Origin of the sequence: Streptomyces sp. NPDC006372, from assembly GCF_040612515.1 — a bacterium.
Lineage (GTDB): Bacteria > Actinomycetota > Actinomycetes > Streptomycetales > Streptomycetaceae > Streptomyces.
This window is the reverse complement of record NZ_JBEXQJ010000049.1, coordinates 1-21,782: the sequence shown is the minus strand read 5'-3', so window position 1 is coordinate 21,782 and position 21,782 is coordinate 1. Positions and strand designations below refer to the sequence as shown.

The window sequence follows — 21,782 nt, the reverse complement described above, 5'->3', positions numbered from 1 at the left end:
GCACGAACTGGAGCGAGACGGTTCGTCTTGTTATGATGGAGCCATGGCTTTCCTCTTCTTCGTCTGAGTCCGGGCACGGCCCCTGCCGCCGTTTCTGCTGCCCGTAGACCCTTCGTATGCCCAGGGAAAGTCCTATGCGCGAGCGCGCTCATACCTCCCTGCTCACCACCGTCTCCGCGGTGGCGCAGCTGTCTGTCAAGTCCGTCACCAAGTCGTATGGCACCCGGACCATCCTCGACCAGGTCTCCTTCACCGTGCGGCCGGGCGAGAAGGCCGCCATCATTGGTGAGAACGGTTCGGGCAAGTCCACCTTGCTGCGGCTGCTCGCCACGGCCGAGACGCCGGACGCCGGGGAGGTCACCGTCCGCTTTCCCGGCGGAACTGGCCATCTCGCCCAGACCCTCGACCTCGATGCGGACTGCACCGTGCAGGACGTCGTCGACCTCGCCCTGACCGAACTGCGCGATATGGAGCGAAGGCTACGTGCCGCCGAGGAGACCCTCGCCGACGCGTCGACCGAGGAACTTGCCGCGTACGGCGAGCTGTTGATTGCTTACGAGGAACGCGGCGGATACGAGGCGGACGCCCGTGTGGATGCCGCCATGCACGGGCTCGGGCTGGCCCGGATGACCCGGCAGCGCCTGCTCGGCTCGCTGTCCGGCGGCGAGCAGTCGCGCCTCGCGCTCGCCTGCTGCCTGGCCGCCGCCCCCGAACTGCTGCTCCTGGACGAACCGACGAACCACCTCGACGCGGCGGCCGTGTGCTGGCTGGAGGAACACCTGCGCGCACACCGCGGCACCGTCGTCGCGGTCACCCACGACCGCGGCTTCCTGGAGCGCGTCGCCACCACGATCCTCGAGGTCGATCGGGACGAGCGCACCGTGCGCCGGTACGGCGACGGCTGGGCGGGCTACCGCGCCGCGAAGGCCGCCGCCCGGCGCGGAGCGGAGGAGCGGTACGCGAACTGGGTCGAGGAGGTGGCCCGGACGGAGGAGCTGCTGGAGGCCACCGGCAGGCGGCTGGCCACCACCGGCCGCGACCCGAAGCAGGGCTTCGGCAAGCACCGCCGCTCCAGCGAGGCGAAGCTCGGCGGGCAAGTGCGCTCGGTGCGGGAGCGCCTGGACCGGCTGCGGCGCAACCCGGTGGCGGAACCGCCGGTACCGCTCCGGTTCACGACGGCGCTGCCGTCGGCAGTCGGCGGCCCGGTCCAGGGCACACTCGCCGAGCTCGACAACGTACGGGTCGGGGAACGGCTGCACCTGGACGGGCTCCTGACGATCGAGCCCGGAGGACGCCTCCTTGTCACGGGAGAGAACGGCGCGGGCAAGACGACGCTGCTTCGCGTCCTGGCGGGCGAGCTTCAGCCGGACGCGGGCACGGTACGCCGCCCCGCCCGGATCGGCTACCTCGCCCAGGAACTGCCCGCGCATGCCACGCGGCTGCCGCTGCTCGCCGCATTCGCCGCCGAGCGGCCCGGACTGCCGGACGAGCACGCCGAACAGCTCCTGTCCCTCGGTCTGTTCCGCGAACAGGACCTGCACGTCCCGGTCGCCGCCCTGTCCGTGGGACAGCAGCGGCGGCTGCAGATCGCGATCCTGGTGACCCGGCCCGCCGACCTCCTCGTCCTCGACGAGCCGACCAACCACATGGCGCTCGACCTGGTCGAGGACCTTCAGGCGGCTCTCGCGGCGTACCCAGGGGCGGTGGTCGCGGTCTCGCACGATCGCGACTTCCGTCCGCGCTTCGAAGCCGAGCAGCTGGAACTGCACGCCGGCCGCAGGCGCTGACCCGGTCCGGCCCGCCCTCGCCCCTACCGCCTGGCCCAGTCCCGGGCCAAGGCCGAACAGGCCGCCGTGACCTGGGCAGGTCGGGGGACCGGCATGGTGGGTGGTACCCACCACCTGGGCCCCGGACCCGGCTCAGTGCAACCGCTCGCCAGCGGCGTTGGCGGGTGATTAGCCAGATGGCTTGATCACCTTTCATGGAGACGCGGCCGTTTGACGCAGTGCTGTGCGACTTCGATGGGGTCGTGCACTTGTGGGATCCCGACGGGATGACCTCGCTGGACCGGGCGTGGGGCCTGGCCGAGGGCACGCTGGCAGGGGCGGCGTTTAACGACGAGCTTCTGCATGCAGCCGTAACCGGGCGTGTGAGCGACGAGCAGTGGCGGTGCGAAGTAGCAGAGGCTCTGACACCGGCCTGCGGATCACCTGAGCGGGCGCGAGATCTGGTCGAGGCGTGGAACGCACTCACTGGCCGGGTCGACAGCGATGTGGTGGATCTCCTCGTCGCACTCCGCACCAAGGTGCCAGTGGTCCTGGTCTCCAGCGCAACGACCCGGCTGGAGAAGTATCTTGCCGCAGTAGGACTGGGCGACACGTTCGAGGCGGTGATCAATACCGCCCGCATCGGAGTGGCCAAGCCGAACCTGCGGGTCTTCGAAATAGCCGCCCAGCGAGTCGGAGCCGATCTGAAGCGCTGTCTGTTCGTCGACGACACCGCCGGTCATGTCGCCGCAGCCCAGGCGGCAGGCATGACAGGCCTGCACTACCAACGCATAGAGCAACTACGCGACACGGTTGCGTCGCTTCTGGATTGAGGGATCACCACCGTTCGGCGTCCTGTGGGCTCGGGAACTCCCGGAGCAGGGGATCGAAGGGGTCGTGGCCAAGCGCGTCTCCTCCGTCTACAAGGCGGGCCGGATCTGGAAGAAGGTCCGGCATGCCGAGACCGTGGAGGCCGAGGTCGTCGGCTACTCCGGGTCAACCACGCGACCGCGGGCCCTTGCGGTCCGCCTCCCCAATGGGCGTATCGCGCTCACCCAGGCGCTGAAGGCCCCGCTCTCTGCCCAGGTCGCGGTGCACTTCGCCGCCAGCGGCCCGCCGCGAAGCGCACGCACCAGGGTCGCGGAGCCCTACACCTCTGCCGCTCCCGGACTGGTGGTTGAGGTCCTGGCCGGGACGACCCGGCACGCCGTGGTGACGGTCACCCGACTGCGCAGCACGTGAACCCGAACCGAGCACGCCAGGGCCGAGATCGAGCGCGAGGATCTCCTTCCGTGTAGATCTCGTGTCCTGCGGAGCAGCCAACCCCGCCGCCCGCCAGTGGCGGGGCTCTTCCGCTGTGTGGCCGGGATGGCATGACCTTGTTGGGTGATGGAGAACAGACGACGGCGCGTCATCGGTACCCGTGACGGACGACGAGGATGACCGTGTACTCCGAGGCTGAAGCAGCCGGGTGTCAAGGAGGACCGCTGGCATGGTTCAGATTCAAGGAAGACGGGTCCTGGCGTATGGGTTGGCCGGGGCGTCGGCAGCTCTTCTGGTCGTGGCCTTCTCCTGGAGCCGACTGTTTTCCCTGGCCGCTCGTATCCCGGTCGCACCGCTTGTGCTCACGATTGCTTCCGCAGCCTGTGGTGCAACAGCCAGCAGTCTGTACCGGCGCGCGCGGCCGCCACAGAACCGGCACTCTGTCCCTCCGATCCGGTCGTGGTGGATGGCACTGGCGTTCGTTGCGGTACTGGCTGCGGTCTGGATCACCACGACCGTGTTGATGCCGCAGTCCGCCGACACGCGGCAGCGGAACGACGTCGTGCGCACCGCGCTGGCTGCCGGTGCCGGCGTTGGTGCCGCGGTCACAGTGATGCTGGCCTTCCGACGGCAGCAGCACCACGAGACGGCTACCGCGCAGACCGAATACGACGCCACCGAACGCCGCATCACCGAGCTATACACCAAGGCCGTCGAACAGCTCGGCAATGCCCAGGCACCCGTCCGCCTTGGCGGGCTATACGCTCTGGAGCGGCTTGGCCAAGCCGCTCCAGACCACCGCCAAACCATCGTGGACGTCATCTGCGCCTACTTGCGCATGCCTTACAACCTACCCACGGATCCCCGACCAAGTAGTGAGCACCGGCTGCGGGCACTGTCCCGTGCCGAGGAGAGAAGCCGGCAACTCCTCTGGGGGAAAGCGAACGACCGTCGGCGACAGGAACTCCAGGTGCGCCTAACCGCCCAGAGCATTCTCGCCGCTCATCTTCGTGACACACGTTCCCCGGAGCAGCGCGAGGACACGCCCCCTGACGAGCGCCTTTGGCATGGCATCCGTATTGACCTAACTCACGCTACCCTCATCAACTTCGACTTTAGGCAGTGCCAGATCGCGGAGGGATACTTTACTGACGCTACCTTCGCGGGCGATGCCTCGTTTGAGAGCGCGTCCTTCCGCGTTGCGGAATTTGGCCGCGCGACGTTTGAAGGGTATGCCTTGTTCGTTGACGCTAGATTCACCGGTGAGACAGCAGGGTTCGGGAGCACGACTTTCATCCACCGCGCCGAATTCGCAGGAGCTGTCTTTACCGGAACCGCATGGTTCTTTGGTGCGAACTTCCATCACAGCGCCGGTTTCGTCGAAGCGACCTTCACAGGAGGTGCCGCATTCACCTCCGAGACGTGCACGAACGATTTCACACTAAGCGGAGCGCGGGTGACCTCTCTGACGCCCGAGGACGGTCCCGTGCCCTATTCCTGGCCTTTGGGCTGGAGCGTCCAACCCACCCCTGACGGTGGCGGCACCCTCGTTGAAGAACCCCAACCCCACGGCGAGCGGGTGTAGTTCAGCTAACTAGCAGGCCGGAAGAACCGCCGCTGTCGGAAACAGCACTGAAACTTCCGGTGCAGGAGTGCTGGAGTTACAGCGGACCGCGGCCGAGGAAGCGGGCGCGCTCACAACGGTCGGGCCCGGGCGTCCGATCGGAGAGTGGGATCCGCATGATCTAACAGGCCATCTCAATTGGTGAAGTTGCGGTAGCCGATCAGGGCGCAAGATCGTACAAGACTGGTGTGGCGGTCTGCGCCAGTCTCTAGGACCACCGCCCGGGGATCCCCTCAGCGACTCCCTTTGAGATCTTGAAAGAGGCACCCATGACCGTCCCCACTGTGAGTCCCGCCTGTGTCGACGCGACTGAGGTCGACAGCCGCCATAAGTTCGTCGTCGCCCTCAAGGCGAAGCTTCCGCCCGGAGTGGCGGCGAACGCGGCGTCGCACCTGTGCCTGGGGCTGGCCGCCAAGGCAGCCACCGAACAGCCGGAGCTGCTGCGCAAGATGTCGTTCCTTGCGTTCTCGGACGCTGATTCCGGCAGCCACGCCCCCATTTCCGGGCTCTCCCTCGTTGTCCTCGAAGGGCGCCCGGCCTGGGTCCGGCGGCTGCGCGACCAGGCCGACGCTGCAGGGCTGCTGTACACCGACTTCACCGCAGAGATGACCGGGGACACCTACGCAGAACAGCTCGACCGGATGAAGACCACGCCGGAGCAGGCCCTCGACTACTACGGAGTCGCCGTCTTCGGGCAGCGCGATGTGCTGGATCCACTGACCAAGAAGTTCTCCCTGCTGCACTGACGTCCGGGCAGTGCACGATCACCTCGCCCAGTGCTCGCGCTGGGCGAGGTGGCATCGCTGCTGCCTGGACAAGCCTCTCCGGCAAGGAGCCGCCGCCATCGTGCCGGGCAGCCTCAGCAGGCTGGCTGGACCCGGGCGTCTCCTGCTGGAACGTATGGATGGGAAGGTAAGTCGTGCCGATATTGCGCATCGTGGCGTCGGTATTGCTGCAAGCCGGAGTGTTCGGCTACATCTCCGGGCGGCTGGACGCCACAGCGAGCCTGACCCTTTCCTGTACAGGATTCGGCGCCGCGGCCGTGCTGTTCAACGCCGCGCTGCTGGTGCGCCGGGCGCGGCGCGGACCGGCCGCCGGCTCACCGAAGGCCACAGGGTTGCTCGCGCTGATGAACGTGGTTACAGCGGTCACCTTTCTCGGCTTCTACGCATCATTGAGCTGGGTACCCTCCGCGCTCGCCACCGGGATCGAGACGGCAATCGGGCCGGCCGTCCTGGCCTTGCTCGGGTTGGCCGGGTACGGGCGGCGCGTCACCAGGCAGGAGTGGGCGGCCGCCGCCGTGTTGCTCCTGCTCGGCCTCGGCATCGCCTGGAGCTTCACCAGCACCGGCGGGATCCAGCCCTCGGCCGGGACGGCCTTCGGGCTCGCGCTAGTGGTCGGCGCCGGCACCGGGGCCGCTGTACTGGCTCTGATCTCAGCAGAGTTGGGGCGGCGCGGCATCGACCCCGTGTACGTAACCGCCCACCGCTTCCACCTCACCTACCTGTGCGGCGGGGCACTCCTGGTGGCGGCTGGCGGCCCCGGTCGGCGGTGGGTGGCTGAGCTACCCACCCTGTTCCTGCTGGGCGTACTGGCGGTGGCTATCCCGCTGTTCCTGCTGCAGGCGGGTCTGCAGCGCGCAGATCCGATGGTGGCCATGGTGCTGCTAACCACCCTGCCCGGCGCCACGTACCTCGCCGAGACCGCCTTCCACGGCGGATTCAACGCCACGTTGCTCACGCTGATCTGCTGCTTGATCGCCGTGACCCCGTGGTACGCCTGGCTGTCCAGGCAAGAGGTAACGGGCTGCCGGGTGGCTGTACAGCAGCGAAGTACAGCAACCACCGCGACCACAGGCACCTGAAGCCGACGCACAGAACCCGCCTCGCAGTCGTCGTGGCAGACAGGTATCGGCAGCACACGCCCGCAACTGCCCCACCGCGCTTTTAACAGGCCGTCTCAATGTGTGAGTCTGCGGTAGCAGATCAGGGTGCAGGCGATGCTGGTGAAGGCCAGGAAGTGGTCGGCTTTGCGTTCGTAGCGTCGGTGGAGTCGGCGGCAGCCAGTGAGCCAGGCCATGGTGCGTTCGATGGTCCAGCGGTGGCGTCCGAGCCGCTGTGAGGTCTCGACGCCCTTGCGGGCGATGCGGTGCCGGATGCCTTGCTTGGATAACCGTCGCCGCAGGTGAGCGTAGTCGTAGCCCTTGTCGGCGTGGAGCTTAACGGGCTTGCGCCGACGAGGGCCTCGGCGTGAGCGGACCGGAGGAATGCCTTTCACGAGCGGGACCAGGGCCTGGCTGTCGTGGAGATTTGCGCCTGAGATTCCGACGGACAGGGGCAGACCGGTCCGCTCGGTGATCAGGTGGATCTTTGAGCCGTACTTGCCCCGGTCGACAGGATTCGGACCTGTCAGCTCTCCCTTTTCAGGGCCCGCATGTTCACCGAGTCGATCGCGCAACGAGACCAGTCCAGGTCGCTGCGGGAGCCGAGTTCGTCGAGGACCAGGCGGTGGAGCTTGGCCCACACCCGTACCTTTGTCCACTCGGTGAACCGGCGGTGAGCCGTTGCCCCGGACGGTCCGAAAGATGCTGCGCGCAGCTGCTGCCACGTGCAGCCCGACGTGGCGACGAACACGATCGAGGCCAGAACCTCGCGGTCTCCGTGCCGACGTCGCCCGCCACCTTGAGGTCGCGTCGGCGCCTCAGGCACCACCCTCTGGAACAGCTCCCACAACTCGTCCGGCACCAGCCGTTCAACGATCCCCACCACAGCCGACAGCCTACCGAGCCAATTGAGATGACTTCTAAAGGTTCATCCCGCCGGGCTCGGCGGGGCCGCACCAGGCTCCGACACGGACACTCCTGCGAGGCGGATACTGCCCGGGTACGTGGCCCGCGCGCATGACCGGGTGCTGGCTGACGCGGTGCGGGGCGGCTGCAGGGGGACTGGGGCACCGAGCGGCCGGGGGGGGGGGGGTGACGAGGGCGGCCACCGCGGCGGTTCGGATCGCGGTGGCGGCGCTACTGCGGCGCAGCGTCGGGTCCTCCTGGAGGTTCGGGGGAGGGTGGTTCCTCGCCGGGGGCTCCATGCCAGGGGGGCCAGTGCCGCGCCTGACGCGAGCGATGGCGCGCAAGAATCCTGTCCACTTCTATTGCAGCTCGTCCCTGCGCCGCCATGAAGTACTCCCCCAGGACCTTGGAGATCCCGACCGTCAGCACGAGCGAGAAACTCCAGCAAATACAGAGCCAGGACAACCAAGCGAGCCATCGCGCAGGACCGTGGGAATCAACCGCAGCCCAGAGACACACCAAGACGAGCGTGCCGGACCTCGTCGCCATACTGGAGGCCGCGGAGCGGACCGTGGAGCCGGGCACGATCTACGACGACGAGCTGCGCGTGCGCTACTGGGGTCAGAACCGATGCCCGTCCATGTATGCCGTGCCGTCCGAGGGGCGCCAGTTCTGCACGCGATCGCGGCCATCCGGACGAGCACCAGGACGACCTGACGTTGCACCAGTGGGTGGACGACATCGCGCAGCCGCCGGGCGTGGTGGCTGCCGGGCCAGAGTGTGCCCGGGACGCCTGCAAGTGTCTGAGGCTGGCCTGCTACGGGGCTGGCAATCGTGCCAAGCGGCCGCCAGCCGAGACGGGTCGCTCGAGATTCAGGCCGGGCGGTCATCCGGGCCCCGGTCGTGAGGGTTTGGGTGCACGGGCCGGGCAGGCGAGGTGCGGGCTGAGGTTCCGGAACCCCCGGCGGACCCCGGCAGGGGCGAGCCAGCCGGGCTCGGCGGACTGTTCGAGGTAGTCGGCGAGCCGGAATACCGGCCCCGCTGGCAGAGGGGGGCGGGGCCGCAGCTGAGTAGGGGGTGGGCGGACGTCGTGGGGGCCGGGGGTGGTGCGGCGCAGGGGGGCTTGTTTGCCGTGGACCGGTTCGGCGAGTTGGGCGAATGCTGTTTCGGCCCAATTGTCGGGTGAGCTGGTCGTAGTCGTTCTGGCTGAGGTAGTCGGGGGTGGCGTCGGTAACGAAGCCCTGCGGGAGATGGAGGCCAACGCCGAGGCGGCGCACGTCCATCGCCGCTTCCAACAGCGCTTTGGCAGCCGGGCTTGCGCCCTGGTAACGGTTCCGCGCTCCAGCGCCCGCGCGTGCTCGGGCTCGCACTTGACCGTGATGATCTGTTCGTCCGGGTCGTCGGTGACGATCAGGAACACCTTGTCCGCGACCTTGTACACGTCGAGTCCCGGGGTGAAGGGGCGGCCGTGGCTGACGTCGGGGAGGGCGAGGGCGGCCTCGCGTGCGGTGTCCTGGATGCGGTCACCGGCCGCGCTCACCGGCCGCCCGCGTGCTGGTGCCGTAGGTGCGGGGGTCGACGGGCTGCTCGGCCTTGGGCAGGCGGGCGACGACGAGCAGGTAGGAGTCGGTGACGAGTTCCCTGACGAGCTCCTTGTCGACGCCTGCCCCGCCCTCCAGCGTGATCCAGTGCTTCTTGTTCATGTGGTAGCCGGGGGTGATATGGCTGTTGCTTTCCCGGAGAGCGTGGGCCTCGTCAGGATCCGCCTTGAGGATCACGACGCGGCGCCCGGGGACCTCGGTCATCAGCATGAACACCTTGCCTCGTACCTTGAAGACCTCCCAGTCCGGGCCGAAGGGATGCTCCAACTGCGCTCCGGGAAGTTCCTCCGCGCACTCGGCGGCGAACGACTGCAGGGTCGATCCATTCATGAGTGTTTCCCTTCTCGGGCGGTGGTGGCGGGCGGAGGCGTCGACCAAGGGGACGCTGACAGCACGCCCCATCCTTTTCCCTGACGCGGGCGAAACGGGCGTAAGCTGCGGACACGTGATGGTCGGCAAGCGACACCCCAGGCGTTCTTCACATGCCGGACGCAGCGGACAGGCCGCGGTTCCCCTGTACGGTTTCCAGCCCCCGGTCGGTACTCCGTACGGCCTTGAGGTGAATACCGTCGAGGACTTCTTCGCCCAGCACGACGACTGGCCGTGGAATCCGCCCCGTCCGGGCCGTGCCACTTTCCACTACCTGATCCTGGTGACCGAGGGGGAGCTGCTCCACGATGTCGACCACGTCACGCGGACCGTTGCCTGCGGCCAGTGGCTGTGGGTGCGTCCCGGGCACGCACAGTGCTGGCATCCGCCGGGTGCCGCCCGCGGCCTGTTCATCCTGTTCGAGCCGGACGTGCTGACGTCCGACGCCGCCCGCCTGCTGGCCCCGCTCACCGCGCACGAGGCCCCCGCCGTGCTCAGCCCGCACCCCGACGACGCGGCCTGGCTGCGGCAGACAGCGCTCCAGCTCCTGGACGAGCACCGTGCACTGGGCCGCCGCCGGCTCGACGTCCACCACGCCCTGCGGCGCAGCCTGCTCGAATCACTGCTGCTGCGCCTGGCCAACTCCCCGGATGTCACCTCCACCGGCGCGCCAGCGGGCGGCACAGGCCGCAGGGACACGTACGCACGCTTCGTCGACGCCTTGGAGCTGCACTTCCGGGAACTGCACCGGGCCGCGGACTATGCCGAACTGCTCGGCTGTTCGGTCCGCACTCTCAGCCGCGCGGCCCGGGACGCCACCGGCAAAGGGGTGCGTGAGGTCATCGACGAGCGGCGCCTGCTCGAAGCCCGGCGCCTGCTGACAGGCGCCGGGTGGGACGCCCGGGCTGTGGCCGTCCATCTCGGCTTCACCGATCCCGCGAACTTCGGCCGCTTCTTCCGTCACCACACCGGTCTCACCCCGGCCGCCTTCACGGCCCGCGAAGCCAGGACCGGGATATGAGGCGTGGGCGGCACAAGCCCCCATCTCCGCGGCAGCCACGGCCCTCGGGCCACAGCAGGCCGTCTCAGTGACACCCTCACTCATCGGTCGCCTCCGATGAGGGTGTTTGCTTCGGAGCCTCCCGGTCAGGAAGCGATCTTCTCCGTCACGGTCTCGGAGAACGCCCAGTTGGAGTGCACGATCCGCCACTGGCCGTCGATGAGCTTGTAGCCGTGGGAGGCGTTCCAGGCGCGCAGCTGCTTCTCCTCGCCGTTCTCGTCGAGAACGAAGGTGTTCAGGTTGTACCCCAGGACGGCGAGGTCACCGCTGTCGCTGACGTGAACCTGCGGGTTGAGGTACTCGTTGCGGACGATGTGCGGGTTGGAGTAGATGGAGTCGATCCATGCGATGACCTTGTCCCGGCCGACCAGGATGTTCTCGAGGATCGGGTCGAAATAGCTGAGCTCCTCGGCGAACGCGTCGAGGTAGCCGCGGTTGTCGCCGACGCTCCACCGCTCGTTGAACGACTTCTCCAGCTCGATGATGGTCGTGCTGATTTCTTCCTTGTTGACGCCCATGGCGCTTCCTTTCGTGCATGCCGCGGCGGGCCGGCTCTGAGCTGACCGGCGCGGAATGATGTGGTTTCTCAGTCGTCGAGCAGCACGACGTGCTTGCCCGGCGTCGTGCCGGCCTCGACGTCGGCCTGGGCATCGCGCACCTGCTCCAGGCCGTGGTGGACCTTCGCGATCGGGGCCTTGAGCCGCCCGTCAGCGATGGCCTGCAGCTGCTGCTGGAACACCTGCTCGGGCAGGTCGGTGGCCTCGCCCGCGTAGCTGGTCAGCCGCACCCCGCCCGGGATCATGAACGGGGTGAAGTCGGGGATCGTCCACTGGCCCGCCAGGGCTCCGGTGAAGCAGACGGTGCCGTGGCGGCGGACGGTGCGGAAGGTGTCGGCGAGGACCGAGCAGCCCACCAGTTCCAGTACGGCGTCGACGCCGTCCGGCATCAGCTCGCGCACCTGGTCGGCGATGGTGCCGTTGTCGACCAGAGGATGGTCGACCCCCACAGCCCGCAGTTCCCCCGCCCGGTCCGAACTGCGGGTGGTGGACAGCACGGTGGCTCCGAGGTCCTTCGCGATCGTGGCCGCGCTCAGCCCGACCGTGGAGGTGCCGCCGCGGATCAGCAGCGTCTGCCCCGCCCGCAGACCCAGGCCCGCGGCGAGGGAGCCGTAGGCGGTCTGGAACATCTCCGGCAGCGCGCCGGCCACTTCCCACGGGAGGCCGGTCTCGAACGGGATGACCTGTCCCGCGGGGACGGTCACGTACTGCGCGTACGAGCCGTCGAAGGACCGGCCCATGCCGCCCATCATGGTCGCCACTTGCTGCCCCGGGCGCAGCCCGCTGTCCTCGTCGGCCCGGTCGACCACACCGACGCCCTCGATGCCGGGAATCCGCGGGTAGGTGACCTCCGGGTCCGACTCGCCCTTGCGGGTGGTGACCTCGGACTCGTTGACGCCGAACGCCTTCACCTTGATGCGCACCCATCCGGGCTGCCGCTCGGGCATCGGCACCGTGATGACCCGCAAGGCATCCAGGCCGCCGGGCTCAGTGACGACGACCGCTCGCATCGTCGCAGAGGCGGCGCCTGCGGACGCTGCACGCTTGTCCATGCCAGTTCCTCGCTTATCAGGTACGACCCCGCAGGGCCGCCACGCTGGGGCCGGCGGCGCGGCGGTCGCCGCGGCACCTCTCGATCCTCTGCCGACATCCGGCGAATCGCTCAGTCGGTTGCGGACATCTGATGGTCAGCGGGGGACACTCGGTGGAGCTCGGCGATCGCGGGCTTCACCGGGCCTCATCCCGGCGGGGGAAGCCTTGAGCCCGCCCCGCTCCCCTTCTACTAGGACGGAAGCGGTGGCTTGGAGTGGTACGACCAGGAGGGATGGGCCCGAGGCGTCCTGGTCGGGCCGTCGGACGGCGAGGGAGGGGACGCGGGCCTGTCACCTGTGCTGTGCGGTGCGGTGCGTGCCACGTCACACCACAGCCTCACCCGCCCTAGAAAACAGGAGGTCACTGGCCGTTTCCAGGAGCGCCAGCAGGTCCCAGGCTCCTGGCTGTACAAGGTGGCCGTCCCTGCCTGGCAGAACACGTCTTCCGGGCGTGTGGAGCCCGCCTGGTACGCGGTGTGGGTGCAAGCCCCCGACCACGTGAAGCCGGTGCTCGGCGTCTCGTACGACGACGTCCCCACGACCCGGCTGCCGCCGCCGTCGACGGCGCAGCAGATCCTCGGAGAGCGTCGGCCGTCGGGATGGGTCCTGCAGAAGTTGGACGGCGGCCGCAGTCCCGGCCGGGGCGTCATCCATGCCGTCGACTGCGAGGAAGCACCCGCCGGGGCGCCGGTGCTGGCCCTGGACAAGACGCTGGACGCGGCGGAGCACCCCGGTACCCGGCTGTGTTCTCTGTGCAGCGCGGCGACCGAACTGGACCCCGTACTCAAGGGGTGCGCCGTTCGTAGTCCCGGACCAGGCGCCGGCTGCGCAGGAACCAGGCAAAGGATCTTTCCACGACCCAACGGCGGGGCAAGACCTCAAAACCGCTGACGTCGTCGCTGCGGCGGACGACGTCAACAACGAGTCCGAGGTGCTGGGCAGCCCAGTCCTGGAGATGGCCGCGGTAACCGCCGTCGGCCCAGATCAAAGAGAGTCGCGGCGATGGCGGAGACCAGGAGGGAGAACATCCGCGAGTCGACGCTGGAGGGGCTCGACACCGCGGCCTGCAAGGGCAAGTACGGTACCCGGCCGCCGGTCATCACCGACGACATGCTTGGCATCGTGCTCCGGCGAAGGGTGAGCGTACCCCGAAGCCGTCGGGCAGGCGCACGCCGACTTCGCCGCCCTCGCTGGTGGCGAAGGACCCGAACCCCGCACAGAGACCGAGGCCCTGACAACACGCTGAGTTACTCGTCACTTCGCGGCAGCTTCGGGGGGAACAGGGCCCAGTTCGTCGTGTCCGTGCCGGAAGGCCTGGGGAGATGGAAGGCGACGAAGTGGGCCGGTGCCTCGTCAGCGACCCGGGCCGCGCCGGTGCAGCGGCTGCTGCAGTCGGTTCTGCAGTCGCTCGCAGGCGAGCCGATCGTGCTCCCACACCACCAGCACGCCGTCCAGCGCGGTCGCGTCCGGCAACTGTCCGGCGGCAGTCACGAGCTCTGGGAAGCCCGGGGCCATCTCGGAGCCGTGCCTGGGGCGCAGGGGAGCCTGCCCGGCGTCGGCGGACACCAGAGCCCGGAACCCGTCGTTCTCCAGACTCCGGTATGTCTCATGAGACACAGATCAGCTGTCGCAGGCGCAACCCTCCGAAGACTGGACGGTCTCTGAAGCCCTAGCCGCGGCCACTTCGCTGCTGCAGCAGGCGTCGCCTTCCTGAGCGGGACTGTTGCCCATCTGCGGCGTCAGCCTTGACGTCGTAGACCTCCCAGGGCTCCTCGCCGGGGCCGTGGACCCACACCCGGTAACCGTGGGTTTGGCGGATGCTTTGGGCCGCTCCGCCTCACCAACGGTTACTTCAACGGCAGGTCTCTGAGGTGGTTGGACCACTCCGGACCGGTGCTTTGGCAGTGCGAAGTGACTCGTTCGGGGCCGTGGAAGCCAATGACGAGCTATGGATGGTGGTCGAGCCACTGTTGCCGAAGGTGGAGCGGCGCAGGCAGCACCCTGGTCGCAAGCGGCAACCAGGTTGGCTGGTGTTCCAGGGCATCCTGTTCGTGCTGCACACCGGGGTTCCCTGAGAGCATCTGCCGCAGGAGCTCAGCTTCGGCGCGGGTATGACGTGCTGGTGACGTCTGGCCGAGTGGCCCGAAGCCGGGGTTGGCCTTGGCTGCGCGAGGTGCTCCCGGCGAAGCTGCGCGTCGGTCGCGAACGCCCTGGCTTTCGGCCGAGCGATGGACGACCGCTCCCGTATCCGGGCGTAGCTAAGGGGATCCAAGACCGGACGAAGCCCTTCGCGCCATTGCTCCCCATCGAACACGCTGATTCCATTACAGTGCAGCGTGGGCCGTGACTGGCGCTTAGGTGGAGCACCACCGGGGAGCGGTCTGACGAGACGTCGATGCCGTGCGCCTGGGCGAGTGGTCAACCACGCCTGGAGGGCAAGCGTGTCGCCGACTCAAACGGCTCAGCTCATGGACGGCAGTGGCCTCGCCAAACGCTTGGTCGAGGAGGCCGCTGCCAAGGCGTCGGAGATTTCAGGGCGCACGGGGACCAGTCCCTGTCTGGCGACGGTACTGGTGGGCGAAGACCCCGCGTCGGTCACGTATGTCCGCATGAAGCGGTCGCGGTGCGCGAAGGCGGGCATCCGCTCCCGGCACATCGGTCTGCCCGCCACCACCACGACCGCCGAATTGATCGCCACCCTCGCCGACCTGTCCGGCGATCCGGACGTGCACGGCATCCTGCTCCAGCATCCCTGCGCCCGCACATCGACGAGCGAGCGGCATTCGAGGCCATCGCCCCGGAGAAGGACGTCGACGGGGTCACGATGCGTTCTTTCGCCGCGATGAGCTTCGGACTGCCGGGCTTCGTGTCCTGCACACCGGGCGGGATCATACGGCTGCTGGAGGCCTACGACGTCGACCTGGCCGGCAAGCACGCCGTCGTGGTGGGACGCAGCCCGATCCTCGGCAAACCGGTGGGGATGCTGCTGCTCGCCAAGGACGCGACGGTGACGTACTGCCACTCCCGTACGGCGGACCTGCCGGCGATGGTGCGGGAAGCGGACGTGGTGGTGGCGGCTGTCGGGCGGCCCCGGATGATCCGGGGCGAGCACATCAAGCCCGGTGCCGTGGTGATCGACGCCGGCTACAACCCCGGCAACGTCGGTGACGTGGACTTCGACACCGCTGTCGCCCGTGCCCGGTTGATCACTCCCGTGCCCGGGGGCGTTGGGCCGATGACCATCGCCGTCCTGCTCGCGCAGACCGTGGACGCAGCCGCCGCCCAGCTGGGGTTTCGGCACCACTGACCTCCCCACCAGAGCGACCCCGTGATGCCGTGGCAGGCAGGTTCTCGCTCACGGTGGCCGACCGCCTGCCGAGGGGGCGGCCGTTGTTGCGGTGACGGCTCGCCGCCGGTGAGAGTCGCGAGCCACGGCGGGGGCGGTGGCGTTCGCCGCAGGCCGGCTCTGGGGCTTTGGCCAGGGCTGTGGTCCCACGTCCTCGCACCAGAAGGCGGCGCCCCTCTGTCTCACCCTCGGAGCGCAGTTCCGTTGTGGTCGCCGCCGCGTGCTCCGCGATCGACACGCCGCGGTTCCGGCACCTTGGCATCGTTGTGAAGTGGCCGGTCATGAGTGGGAAACTCTCGGCGTGCCGACCGCTGCGCTCTGGGGGGGGGACAGCAGTGCGGCATCGGAAAAATGCCCGCGCAGGCCGACCGGGCCGGCCCCGCGCCCCGCTGGCGTACCAAGCAGCGGTTGCCCGGCGCTGCTCACCCCCTCATCAGGCCGGCCAGCCGGTCACGTACCGGCTCCGCGCACGCGGCACCGATCAGTCCGGATTGCCAGGCGTCGGCGGCCTGCAGCCCGAGTGCGGCAGCCGCGTCGTATTCGCGCCGCAGGTCGGTGCCGAACACGGCCGGGTCGTCGGTACCGATGGTGCACCGCACGCCGGCGGCCACCAGGCGTGCCAGCGGATGGGACGCGAGCGTCGGCACGGCACCGGTGCGCAGGTTCGATGTCGGGCACACGTCGAGCACGATGTCCCGCTCGATGATCTCGGCCAGCAGGTCAGGTTCGCGCCAGGCGCCGATCCCGTGCCGGGGCCCGTACGGCATGACCTCGCGCACCGACTCCGCGTCGTCCTTCTCGCCGGCATGCGGCAAGAACGCAAGTCCCCCATCCGCAGCGATTCGCAACGCCCGGTCGTACGCGGCCAGCGGCATCGCCGACGGCTTCCCGCCGATGCCCAAGCCCACAACGCCGCGCTGTGCGTACCGAACCGCGATCCGTGCGCATTCCTCGGCCAGCGTCACCTCGACACCCCGGTACAGGTCGGGGGTGAGCCGCACCGTCACGCCGAAGCGGTCCTCGGCCTCCGCCGCCCCTCGCAGTACCCGGCGAACAGCTCATGCCAGTCCACTCCCCTTTGAGCCCGCTCCGCGGGCGAGAAGACGGCCTCGACATAGGCAGCCCCGAGCGCCGCGACCCGGCCGATGTACTCGACGGTGATCTGCCGGAAGTCCTCGGCCGTACGCAGGCAGTTCGTCGTCAGAATCCAGGTGTTGATGAACGCGTCGAGAGTCGTGAAACGGTACATCTTGCGGAGGTCCGCGACCGTCTCGGCCGGGAGCCGCAGGCCATTGCGCCGTGCCAGGGCGAGCAGCGTCGCCGGTTCGACCGTGCCCTCCAGGTGCACGTGGAGTTCCATTTTCGGCGTCACGGGCCGCGCGCCCGGCGGGGCGGCCGTCGGCTCACTCATGCGCTTGGCCCTCGCTTTCGCGCAGGAGTTGCCGGACTCCGTGGACAGGGCGGTATCCGAAAGCGTTCGCCGCGGCAGTCGAGTCGTACACCCGATCCAGGCGATCGGGTACCGGCCACCCCCGGTCTCGAAATGCCGCGACGACGTCGGGTGCCCGGTCGGCGAGCACCGCACTCGCAGCACTGTGCAGGGCAAAGCAGTCGTCCCGGTGGAACGGGTGCGGCCCGGAGATGTTGAACGTACCGGTCACGGTGGGCTGCGAGACGGCCAGGAGCCCCGCCGCCGCCACGTCGGCCACGTCGACCGCCCGGTGCAGCAGGTGGCGGGCCAGCACCGGCAGCGGCTCCGGAAAGCATCGCGCTATGCGTAGCGTGACCGAGGATGCGGCGCAGGCGGCGACCAGGCCCTCGGCGGCCAGTTTGGTCTCGTCGTAGATGTCCCGGGGACGCGGTGTGAGCCGCTCGTCCACCCAGACCGCACCGTCGGTGGGCACCAGCGCGTGCCCGTAGACACTCGTACTGCTGATGTAGAGGACCCGCTGAACGCCGAGGCGGACAGCGTCGTCGAGCAGGTCCGCGGTCGCGTCGACGTTCACCGAGCGGAACTCTTCATCCGCCAGGCGTCCGACGTGCGGGGCGTGCAGCGCGGCGGCATGGACCAGAACATCGGCCGACGGTACCGCGGCCAGCCGCACGGACCGCTCCCGCAGATCTCCGATGACACTCGTCCAACGCCCGGGCACCCGGTCCACACCACAAACCGTCCAGCCGGCCGCGCCGAGTGCCGCGGCCAAGGCTGAGCCGACCCGGCCCGAACTCCCCGTCACCACAACCACCCCGGCGGGGTTTTGTCGCCATCCCTCCGTGCGCACGTACCGATCCCCTCCCCACGCGGGCCCAAAAGTCCGCTTCGCGTAGCCCCTACGGAACACCACCGCATGTGACGGAGCAAGCTACCGCGTCGAGATCTTCGTGGCCGTCTGGCACACGGCATCCCGGCACTGGACGTCACAGGGCGGCCGGGGCGGCCAGGGCGGTCTGGTGAGCCTTGCCGAGGAGACCTTCGCCAAAATCCCCGAGGCACTCACCAGTCCTGCCTAAGGGGCGTCCTGCAAATGATCTCCTTGTTGATGCGGCGCATGGTTGGTCCCCCGATCTGGCTCGCCTCGAACTGGGTGGGGAAACCGGGGGTTTGGCGCATGCCCGTTGCGTAGGCTCGTTACGTGCAGTGGCATCTGGTACTCGGCTTCGTGGCTGCGATCACACCCCTGACATTGATTCCCGGTACGAGCTTCACGCTGGTCACGCAGCAGGTGATCGCCGGTTCGCGGTTCGATGGTGTGCGCGCCGCACTCGGCTCGGCGTGCGGGCTCTTGGTCCACGCGACGTTTGCCGCGGTTGGCCTGTCTGCCCTTGTCATGTCGTCTGCCCGGGCGCTGACGACGGTGCAGCTCTTGGGTGGCATCTATCTCATCTGGCTGGGCGTCACCACGTGGCGTTCAGCACGTCGAGGCGTAGAACCAACGACACGCAGGCGATGGCGTCTGCCGTGGGCTCGACTCGGGGGTTTCGGTCAGGGGCTCTGGTCCAACGTCCTCAACCCGAAGGCTGCGTCGGTCTATCTCACCCTGGTGCCGCAGTTCCTGACCTCCAGCCGCCCCGTCGCGCCACAGATCGCCACACTCGCGATCGCGCATATAGCCGTCGTGCTGGTATGGCTGCTGTTCTGGACATCCGTGATCGCTGCCGCGCGCACGGCAATCGACACACCACGATTCCGGCGTGGGATGAGTCGCCTTGCAGGAGCCGTGCTGGTCGCCTTGGGGGTTCGAACAGCGACGGCAAGCTGAGCCGGCTCATCTTGTCTGCCCTGTAGCTGTCGGTCACGATGACATGATCTCGGCGCGGCTGGTGTGATCACGACGTCGGAGCCGCCCTGGACGCTGGTCCGTAAGTGATCAAGACCCGGCCGGACAAGGCGTCAACGCCGTCCGACCGATCCGGGACGACATCGAGCACAGGATCCGGGGCCTGCTGACCGAGCTCCTGCCCAGCAAAGCCTGACCGCAGGAGACCTTCCGACCCGGCTCACTCCTCGGTGACAGGGGGCCGGGTAAGCGGGACCACGACGGCCGATCGGTTGGTGGCCTGCTCACGAAGAGCGCTGTTCTCGGCGAGCAAGGCCACGATGACGGTGGCCGCGGCGTCAACCTGATCCTGAAGCCGCTGTCGCTCGTGACAGTTCTTCTTCAGCCGGCGGCGAAGAAGAGCGATCTCCTCAGTCTGCTGCTGATCGCGCTGACTCGCTGGGCTCTGCTGATAGACCCAGCAGCGAGAAGGCAGCATCGGGGCCGCCGCGGGGTCGGCGCAGGTCTTCATCCGGTCCCAGGCCCGCCAGCGGACGCGATCCCAGCCGGAGGGGGTGAGCATCAACCCGCCCGGGCCGACGAACAGGGCCAGGGGCTCCAGCCCGTCACCGGTCTCCAGCACCGCCAGGCGCCGCAGCCCGGGAGGCATGCCCTTGATCACCCGAGTGATCGTCTGCCCATCGAGCACTCCGCGGGCCCGCCTCCCGTCCGCTTCGATTCGCTGGACGACGAACAGGTCGCGGGCCCGTCTCCGTAGCGTGCGCTGTGCCGTCGCCACGATCTCCGGCCGTTCGATCAGCAGGTAGGGGTCCAGCAGTTCCATCGCGTCCGCCGGGACATAGACAGAACGCGGGCTGCTGTATTTCGCGCACTCGGCGAGGTCGACGTTCGTGGTCGGTGGACGTCGGCCGGCCAGCAGACCGAGCTCGGGCAGCAGCAGTGTGGACCACTCCTGAATCCGCATACCGGTCATCAGGGCAAGTTCGCAAGCCGCCCGATTGCGGTGTGGCAGCCAGCCGCGGAACTTCTCATCCAGGCTCGCGTCCGGGGCGAGACCGCCGAAGCCCACGTCCCGGCAGTAGAGGTACTGGTCCAGCTCCATGTGCCGGACCTGCAGGTCACGGCGTGTCCCGTTCCTCAGCGACAGGCCTCGACCGGTCGACCGCCAGGGCCGGGCGTCCACGAAGCCGATGCCCTTGAGGAAGGAGTAGAGACTGCCGATGGCGGCGGCGTCCCGGTCCCAGGACACCCCCTGAACCGTCTCCTTCGCCTCCTCCTGACGCCACAGGCGGAACTCCTTGATGTCCGCCTCTGTGGCGGATCGCAGGTCAGCCCCACGTGCCAGCAGAAAGTTGATCAGCATCAGCACCGAGTTGGCATACGACCGCATTGTCTTGGGGTCCTTGCGATCAAGGGCCAGCGATCGGAACCACGAGGACACCGGCTCCACCGGCCGCATCGCCTCATCCAGCAGGATCGGTGTACCCGCAGGAACCCGACGCCGCTCGAACAGATCAGACAGTTCGGCACGCCCAAGGCCAGCTACCTCGCCGACTTTCCAGACCTTGCGCTTGTCCGTGAAGAACAACTCCACCGCAGCTCCGAAGGTCGCAACACGGCTCCGAAGAACCCGACATCGCCTCTAACGGGGCCACTGCTCACGAAGCTACGGCAGCCTTAGGTGAGACACATTTAAGTGTCTGGAGAACCGTCTCACTTCGGCTTTGCAGCACAGCTGGGGGAGGGCGTCAGCGGGTGCGTTCGTAGTGGCGGCGTGCTTTTTCGCGGTTGCCGCAGACAGCCATGGAGCACCAGCGGGCGCGGTTGGCGCGGCTGCGGTCGAGCAGGAACAGTTGGCACTTGTCGTTGGCGCAGGGCCGTAGCCGGCCGGGCAGTTGCTTCTCGGTGGCGGCCCAGGCGAGGACCACCTCGACAGCCAGCCGGGCGTGCGGGGGCGTCTTGACTGTCCACTGAAGACCGTCGGAAGTGAACTCCGGGATCTGGTGGACTCCTTCGAGCAGCGAGCTCAGCGCAGCGGGCGGGCTTTCTCCGCGCACTACGTTCTGTAGGGCGTCCCGTGCCTCGCGCAGCAGCGCCAGTTCCGCGAGGCTGCCTTCGCCGCCGTGCTCCCGTGCCCAGCGCTTACCCCCGACCGGGTCGCCGAGCGCGTCCTGTTCCTCGCCGTTGACCAGTGGCCTGCTGTTGAGCAGGTCCAGCAGCGTGTCCATCGGACATCACCCTCTCTAACCCGATTGAGCCATTTGACAGGTTAGCTCATCCCGTGCTTGCATGACGGGAACCTAACCGGATCAAAGATTTGAAGGGGTTAGATATGACCTCGGTGCACCACCGGACCGCCACCGTCGACGGCCATGAGATCTTCTACCGCGAAGCCGGCCACGCCGACGCCCCCGCGATCGTCCTGCTGCACGGCTACCCGACCAGCTCGTTCATGTTCCGCGAACTCATCCCGCTACTGGCCGACAAGTACCACGTCATCGCGCCGGACCACCTCGGCTTCGGCCACTCCGGCGCCCCTCTGGTGGGGGAGTTCACCTACACCTTCGACGCCCTCGCCGAACTCACCTCCTCACTGCTCGACCAACTGGGCCTGGACCGCTACGCCCTCTACGTCCAGGACTACGGCGCCCCCATCGGATGGCGCCTCGCGCTCAAGCACCCCGAGCGGATCTCCGCCCTGGTCACTCAGAACGGCAACGGCTACGAGGACGGTTTCGTCGAGTCGTTCTGGACCGACGTCTGGGCCTACGGGGCGAATCCCGGCCCCGACACCGAACCCGCCGTCCGCGCCGCCCTGAGCATGGACGCCATCCGCTGGCAGTACGTGCACGGCGTGCCCGACCCGAGCCTGGTCAGCCCGGACACCTGGGAGCACGACTTCGCCCTCGTCTCCCGCGAGGGCAACGACGATGTCCAGCTCGCACTGTTCCGCGACTACCAGAACAACCGCCCGCTCTACCCGCTGCTGCACGAGTTCCTGCGCACCAGCGAGGTCCCGGTGCTCGCCGTGTGGGGCCG

Annotated in this window: 17 protein-coding genes, 8 pseudogenes and 1 riboswitch; of the genes and pseudogenes, 13 read left to right on the top strand and 12 right to left on the bottom strand. The window is 68.3% G+C overall.

The window, feature by feature from the left end:
* Nucleotides 1–134: 134 nt before the first annotated feature.
* The 6 genes from abc-f (at nt 135) to ABZ016_RS39270 (ending at nt 6,517) form a co-directional block, all read left to right on the top strand.
* Nucleotides 135–1,787, top strand: a complete 1,653-nt coding sequence (gene abc-f / locus ABZ016_RS39295; protein WP_356921551.1) for a ribosomal protection-like ABC-F family protein — start codon at nt 135–137, stop codon at nt 1,785–1,787.
* A 194-nt stretch (nt 1,788–1,981) separates the two neighbouring features.
* A complete protein-coding gene (locus tag ABZ016_RS39290; RefSeq protein WP_356921550.1) occupies nt 1,982–2,599 on the top strand; it encodes an HAD-IA family hydrolase in 618 nt (205 codons plus the stop codon).
* Between the two features lie 64 nt (nt 2,600–2,663).
* Nucleotides 2,664–3,008, top strand: coding sequence for a hypothetical protein (locus ABZ016_RS39285; RefSeq protein ID WP_356921549.1), 345 nt, complete (start codon nt 2,664–2,666; stop codon nt 3,006–3,008).
* Nucleotides 3,009–3,258: 250 nt separating this feature from the next.
* Nucleotides 3,259–4,614, top strand: a complete 1,356-nt coding sequence (locus ABZ016_RS39280; protein ID WP_356921548.1) for a pentapeptide repeat-containing protein — start codon at nt 3,259–3,261, stop codon at nt 4,612–4,614.
* A gap of 308 nt (nt 4,615–4,922) precedes the next feature.
* Nucleotides 4,923–5,399 carry a DUF2000 domain-containing protein gene (locus ABZ016_RS39275; protein WP_356921547.1) on the top strand — a complete coding sequence of 159 codons (477 nt, stop codon included), beginning with the start codon at nt 4,923–4,925 and terminating at the stop codon, nt 5,397–5,399.
* A 173-nt stretch (nt 5,400–5,572) separates the two neighbouring features.
* Nucleotides 5,573–6,517: a hypothetical protein gene (locus ABZ016_RS39270; RefSeq protein ID WP_356921546.1), complete on the top strand. Its 945-nt coding sequence runs from the start codon at nt 5,573–5,575 to the stop codon at nt 6,515–6,517.
* A 95-nt stretch (nt 6,518–6,612) separates the two neighbouring features.
* Here the strand turns inward: ABZ016_RS39270 and ABZ016_RS39265 are convergent.
* From ABZ016_RS39265 to ABZ016_RS39255, 3 genes and pseudogenes are all read right to left on the bottom strand, one after another.
* A protein-coding gene (locus ABZ016_RS39265) for an IS5 family transposase (RefSeq protein ID WP_356921580.1) occupies nt 6,613–7,412 on the bottom strand; the annotation gives its coding sequence in 2 pieces (ribosomal slippage) (nt 6,613–7,074 and nt 7,077–7,412; 798 coding nt in all).
* Nucleotides 7,413–8,837: 1,425 nt separating this feature from the next.
* A pseudogene (locus ABZ016_RS39260) lies at nt 8,838–8,882 on the bottom strand (hypothetical protein); the annotation flags it as partial.
* A gap of 82 nt (nt 8,883–8,964) precedes the next feature.
* Nucleotides 8,965–9,372, bottom strand: a complete 408-nt coding sequence (locus ABZ016_RS39255) for an MmcQ/YjbR family DNA-binding protein (RefSeq protein ID WP_356921545.1) — start codon at nt 9,370–9,372, stop codon at nt 8,965–8,967.
* Between the two features lie 229 nt (nt 9,373–9,601).
* Here ABZ016_RS39255 and ABZ016_RS39250 point away from each other — a divergent pair, with 229 nt between their 5' ends.
* Nucleotides 9,602–10,432: an AraC family transcriptional regulator gene (locus ABZ016_RS39250; RefSeq protein ID WP_356921544.1), complete on the top strand. Its 831-nt coding sequence runs from the start codon at nt 9,602–9,604 to the stop codon at nt 10,430–10,432.
* 125 nt (nt 10,433–10,557) lie between these two features.
* On the opposite strand, the gene ABZ016_RS39245 is transcribed toward ABZ016_RS39250, so the two are convergent.
* Nucleotides 10,558–10,989, bottom strand: a complete 432-nt coding sequence (locus tag ABZ016_RS39245; protein WP_356921543.1) for a nuclear transport factor 2 family protein — start codon at nt 10,987–10,989, stop codon at nt 10,558–10,560.
* A 68-nt stretch (nt 10,990–11,057) separates the two neighbouring features.
* Nucleotides 11,058–12,038 (bottom strand): zinc-binding dehydrogenase, encoded by a 981-nt coding sequence (locus ABZ016_RS39240; RefSeq protein ID WP_356921579.1) that lies wholly within the window; start codon nt 12,036–12,038, stop codon nt 11,058–11,060.
* Nucleotides 12,039–12,416: 378 nt separating this feature from the next.
* On the opposite strand from ABZ016_RS39240, the pseudogene ABZ016_RS39235 reads away from it, so the two are divergent.
* A pseudogene (locus ABZ016_RS39235) lies at nt 12,417–12,884 on the top strand (DUF6233 domain-containing protein); the annotation flags it as partial.
* 28 nt (nt 12,885–12,912) lie between these two features.
* Here ABZ016_RS39235 and ABZ016_RS39230 read toward each other — a convergent pair.
* The 3 genes and pseudogenes from ABZ016_RS39230 to ABZ016_RS39220 all read right to left on the bottom strand — a co-directional run.
* Nucleotides 12,913–13,104, bottom strand: a pseudogene (locus ABZ016_RS39230) (transposase); the annotation flags it as partial.
* A 368-nt stretch (nt 13,105–13,472) separates the two neighbouring features.
* A complete protein-coding gene (locus ABZ016_RS39225) occupies nt 13,473–13,736 on the bottom strand; it encodes a hypothetical protein (RefSeq protein ID WP_356921542.1) in 264 nt (87 codons plus the stop codon).
* Between the two features lie 3 nt (nt 13,737–13,739).
* A pseudogene (locus ABZ016_RS39220) lies at nt 13,740–13,917 on the bottom strand (glyoxalase/bleomycin resistance/dioxygenase family protein); the annotation flags it as partial.
* A gap of 154 nt (nt 13,918–14,071) precedes the next feature.
* Here ABZ016_RS39220 and ABZ016_RS39215 point away from each other — a divergent pair.
* Nucleotides 14,072–14,242 (top strand): annotated as a pseudogene (locus ABZ016_RS39215) (transposase); the annotation flags it as partial.
* Between the two features lie 210 nt (nt 14,243–14,452).
* Nucleotides 14,453–14,538: riboswitch (ZMP/ZTP riboswitch) on the top strand.
* 49 nt (nt 14,539–14,587) lie between these two features.
* A pseudogene (locus ABZ016_RS39210) lies at nt 14,588–15,426 on the top strand (bifunctional 5,10-methylenetetrahydrofolate dehydrogenase/5,10-methenyltetrahydrofolate cyclohydrolase).
* Nucleotides 15,427–15,887: 461 nt separating this feature from the next.
* On the opposite strand, the pseudogene add reads toward ABZ016_RS39210, so the two are convergent.
* Together add and ABZ016_RS39200 are read right to left on the bottom strand one after the other, a co-directional pair.
* Nucleotides 15,888–16,825, bottom strand: a pseudogene (add, locus tag ABZ016_RS39205) (adenosine deaminase).
* A gap of 43 nt (nt 16,826–16,868) precedes the next feature.
* The gene (locus ABZ016_RS39200) at nt 16,869–17,702 is read right to left on the bottom strand and encodes an NAD(P)-dependent oxidoreductase (protein WP_356921541.1); all 834 of its coding nucleotides are present in this window, start codon (nt 17,700–17,702) and stop codon (nt 16,869–16,871) included.
* A 396-nt stretch (nt 17,703–18,098) separates the two neighbouring features.
* Between ABZ016_RS39200 and ABZ016_RS39195 the strand changes: the two genes are divergently transcribed.
* Both ABZ016_RS39195 and ABZ016_RS39190 read left to right on the top strand, forming a co-directional pair.
* A complete protein-coding gene (locus ABZ016_RS39195; protein WP_356921540.1) occupies nt 18,099–18,725 on the top strand; it encodes a LysE family translocator in 627 nt (208 codons plus the stop codon).
* A 112-nt stretch (nt 18,726–18,837) separates the two neighbouring features.
* Nucleotides 18,838–18,939: pseudogene (locus tag ABZ016_RS39190) on the top strand (phosphotyrosine protein phosphatase); the annotation flags it as partial.
* Nucleotides 18,940–18,963: 24 nt separating this feature from the next.
* Here ABZ016_RS39190 and ABZ016_RS39185 read toward each other — a convergent pair.
* Together ABZ016_RS39185 and ABZ016_RS39180 are read right to left on the bottom strand one after the other, a co-directional pair.
* Nucleotides 18,964–20,337 carry a site-specific integrase gene (locus tag ABZ016_RS39185; protein WP_356921539.1) on the bottom strand — a complete coding sequence of 458 codons (1,374 nt, stop codon included), beginning with the start codon at nt 20,335–20,337 and terminating at the stop codon, nt 18,964–18,966.
* Between the two features lie 154 nt (nt 20,338–20,491).
* Entirely contained in the window at nt 20,492–20,971 is a 480-nt protein-coding gene (locus ABZ016_RS39180; protein ID WP_356921538.1) for a CGNR zinc finger domain-containing protein, read from the bottom strand.
* A gap of 104 nt (nt 20,972–21,075) precedes the next feature.
* Here ABZ016_RS39180 and ABZ016_RS39175 point away from each other — a divergent pair.
* On the top strand, nt 21,076–21,782 hold a 707-nt coding region (locus ABZ016_RS39175; RefSeq protein WP_356921537.1), incomplete at its 3' end, for an alpha/beta fold hydrolase.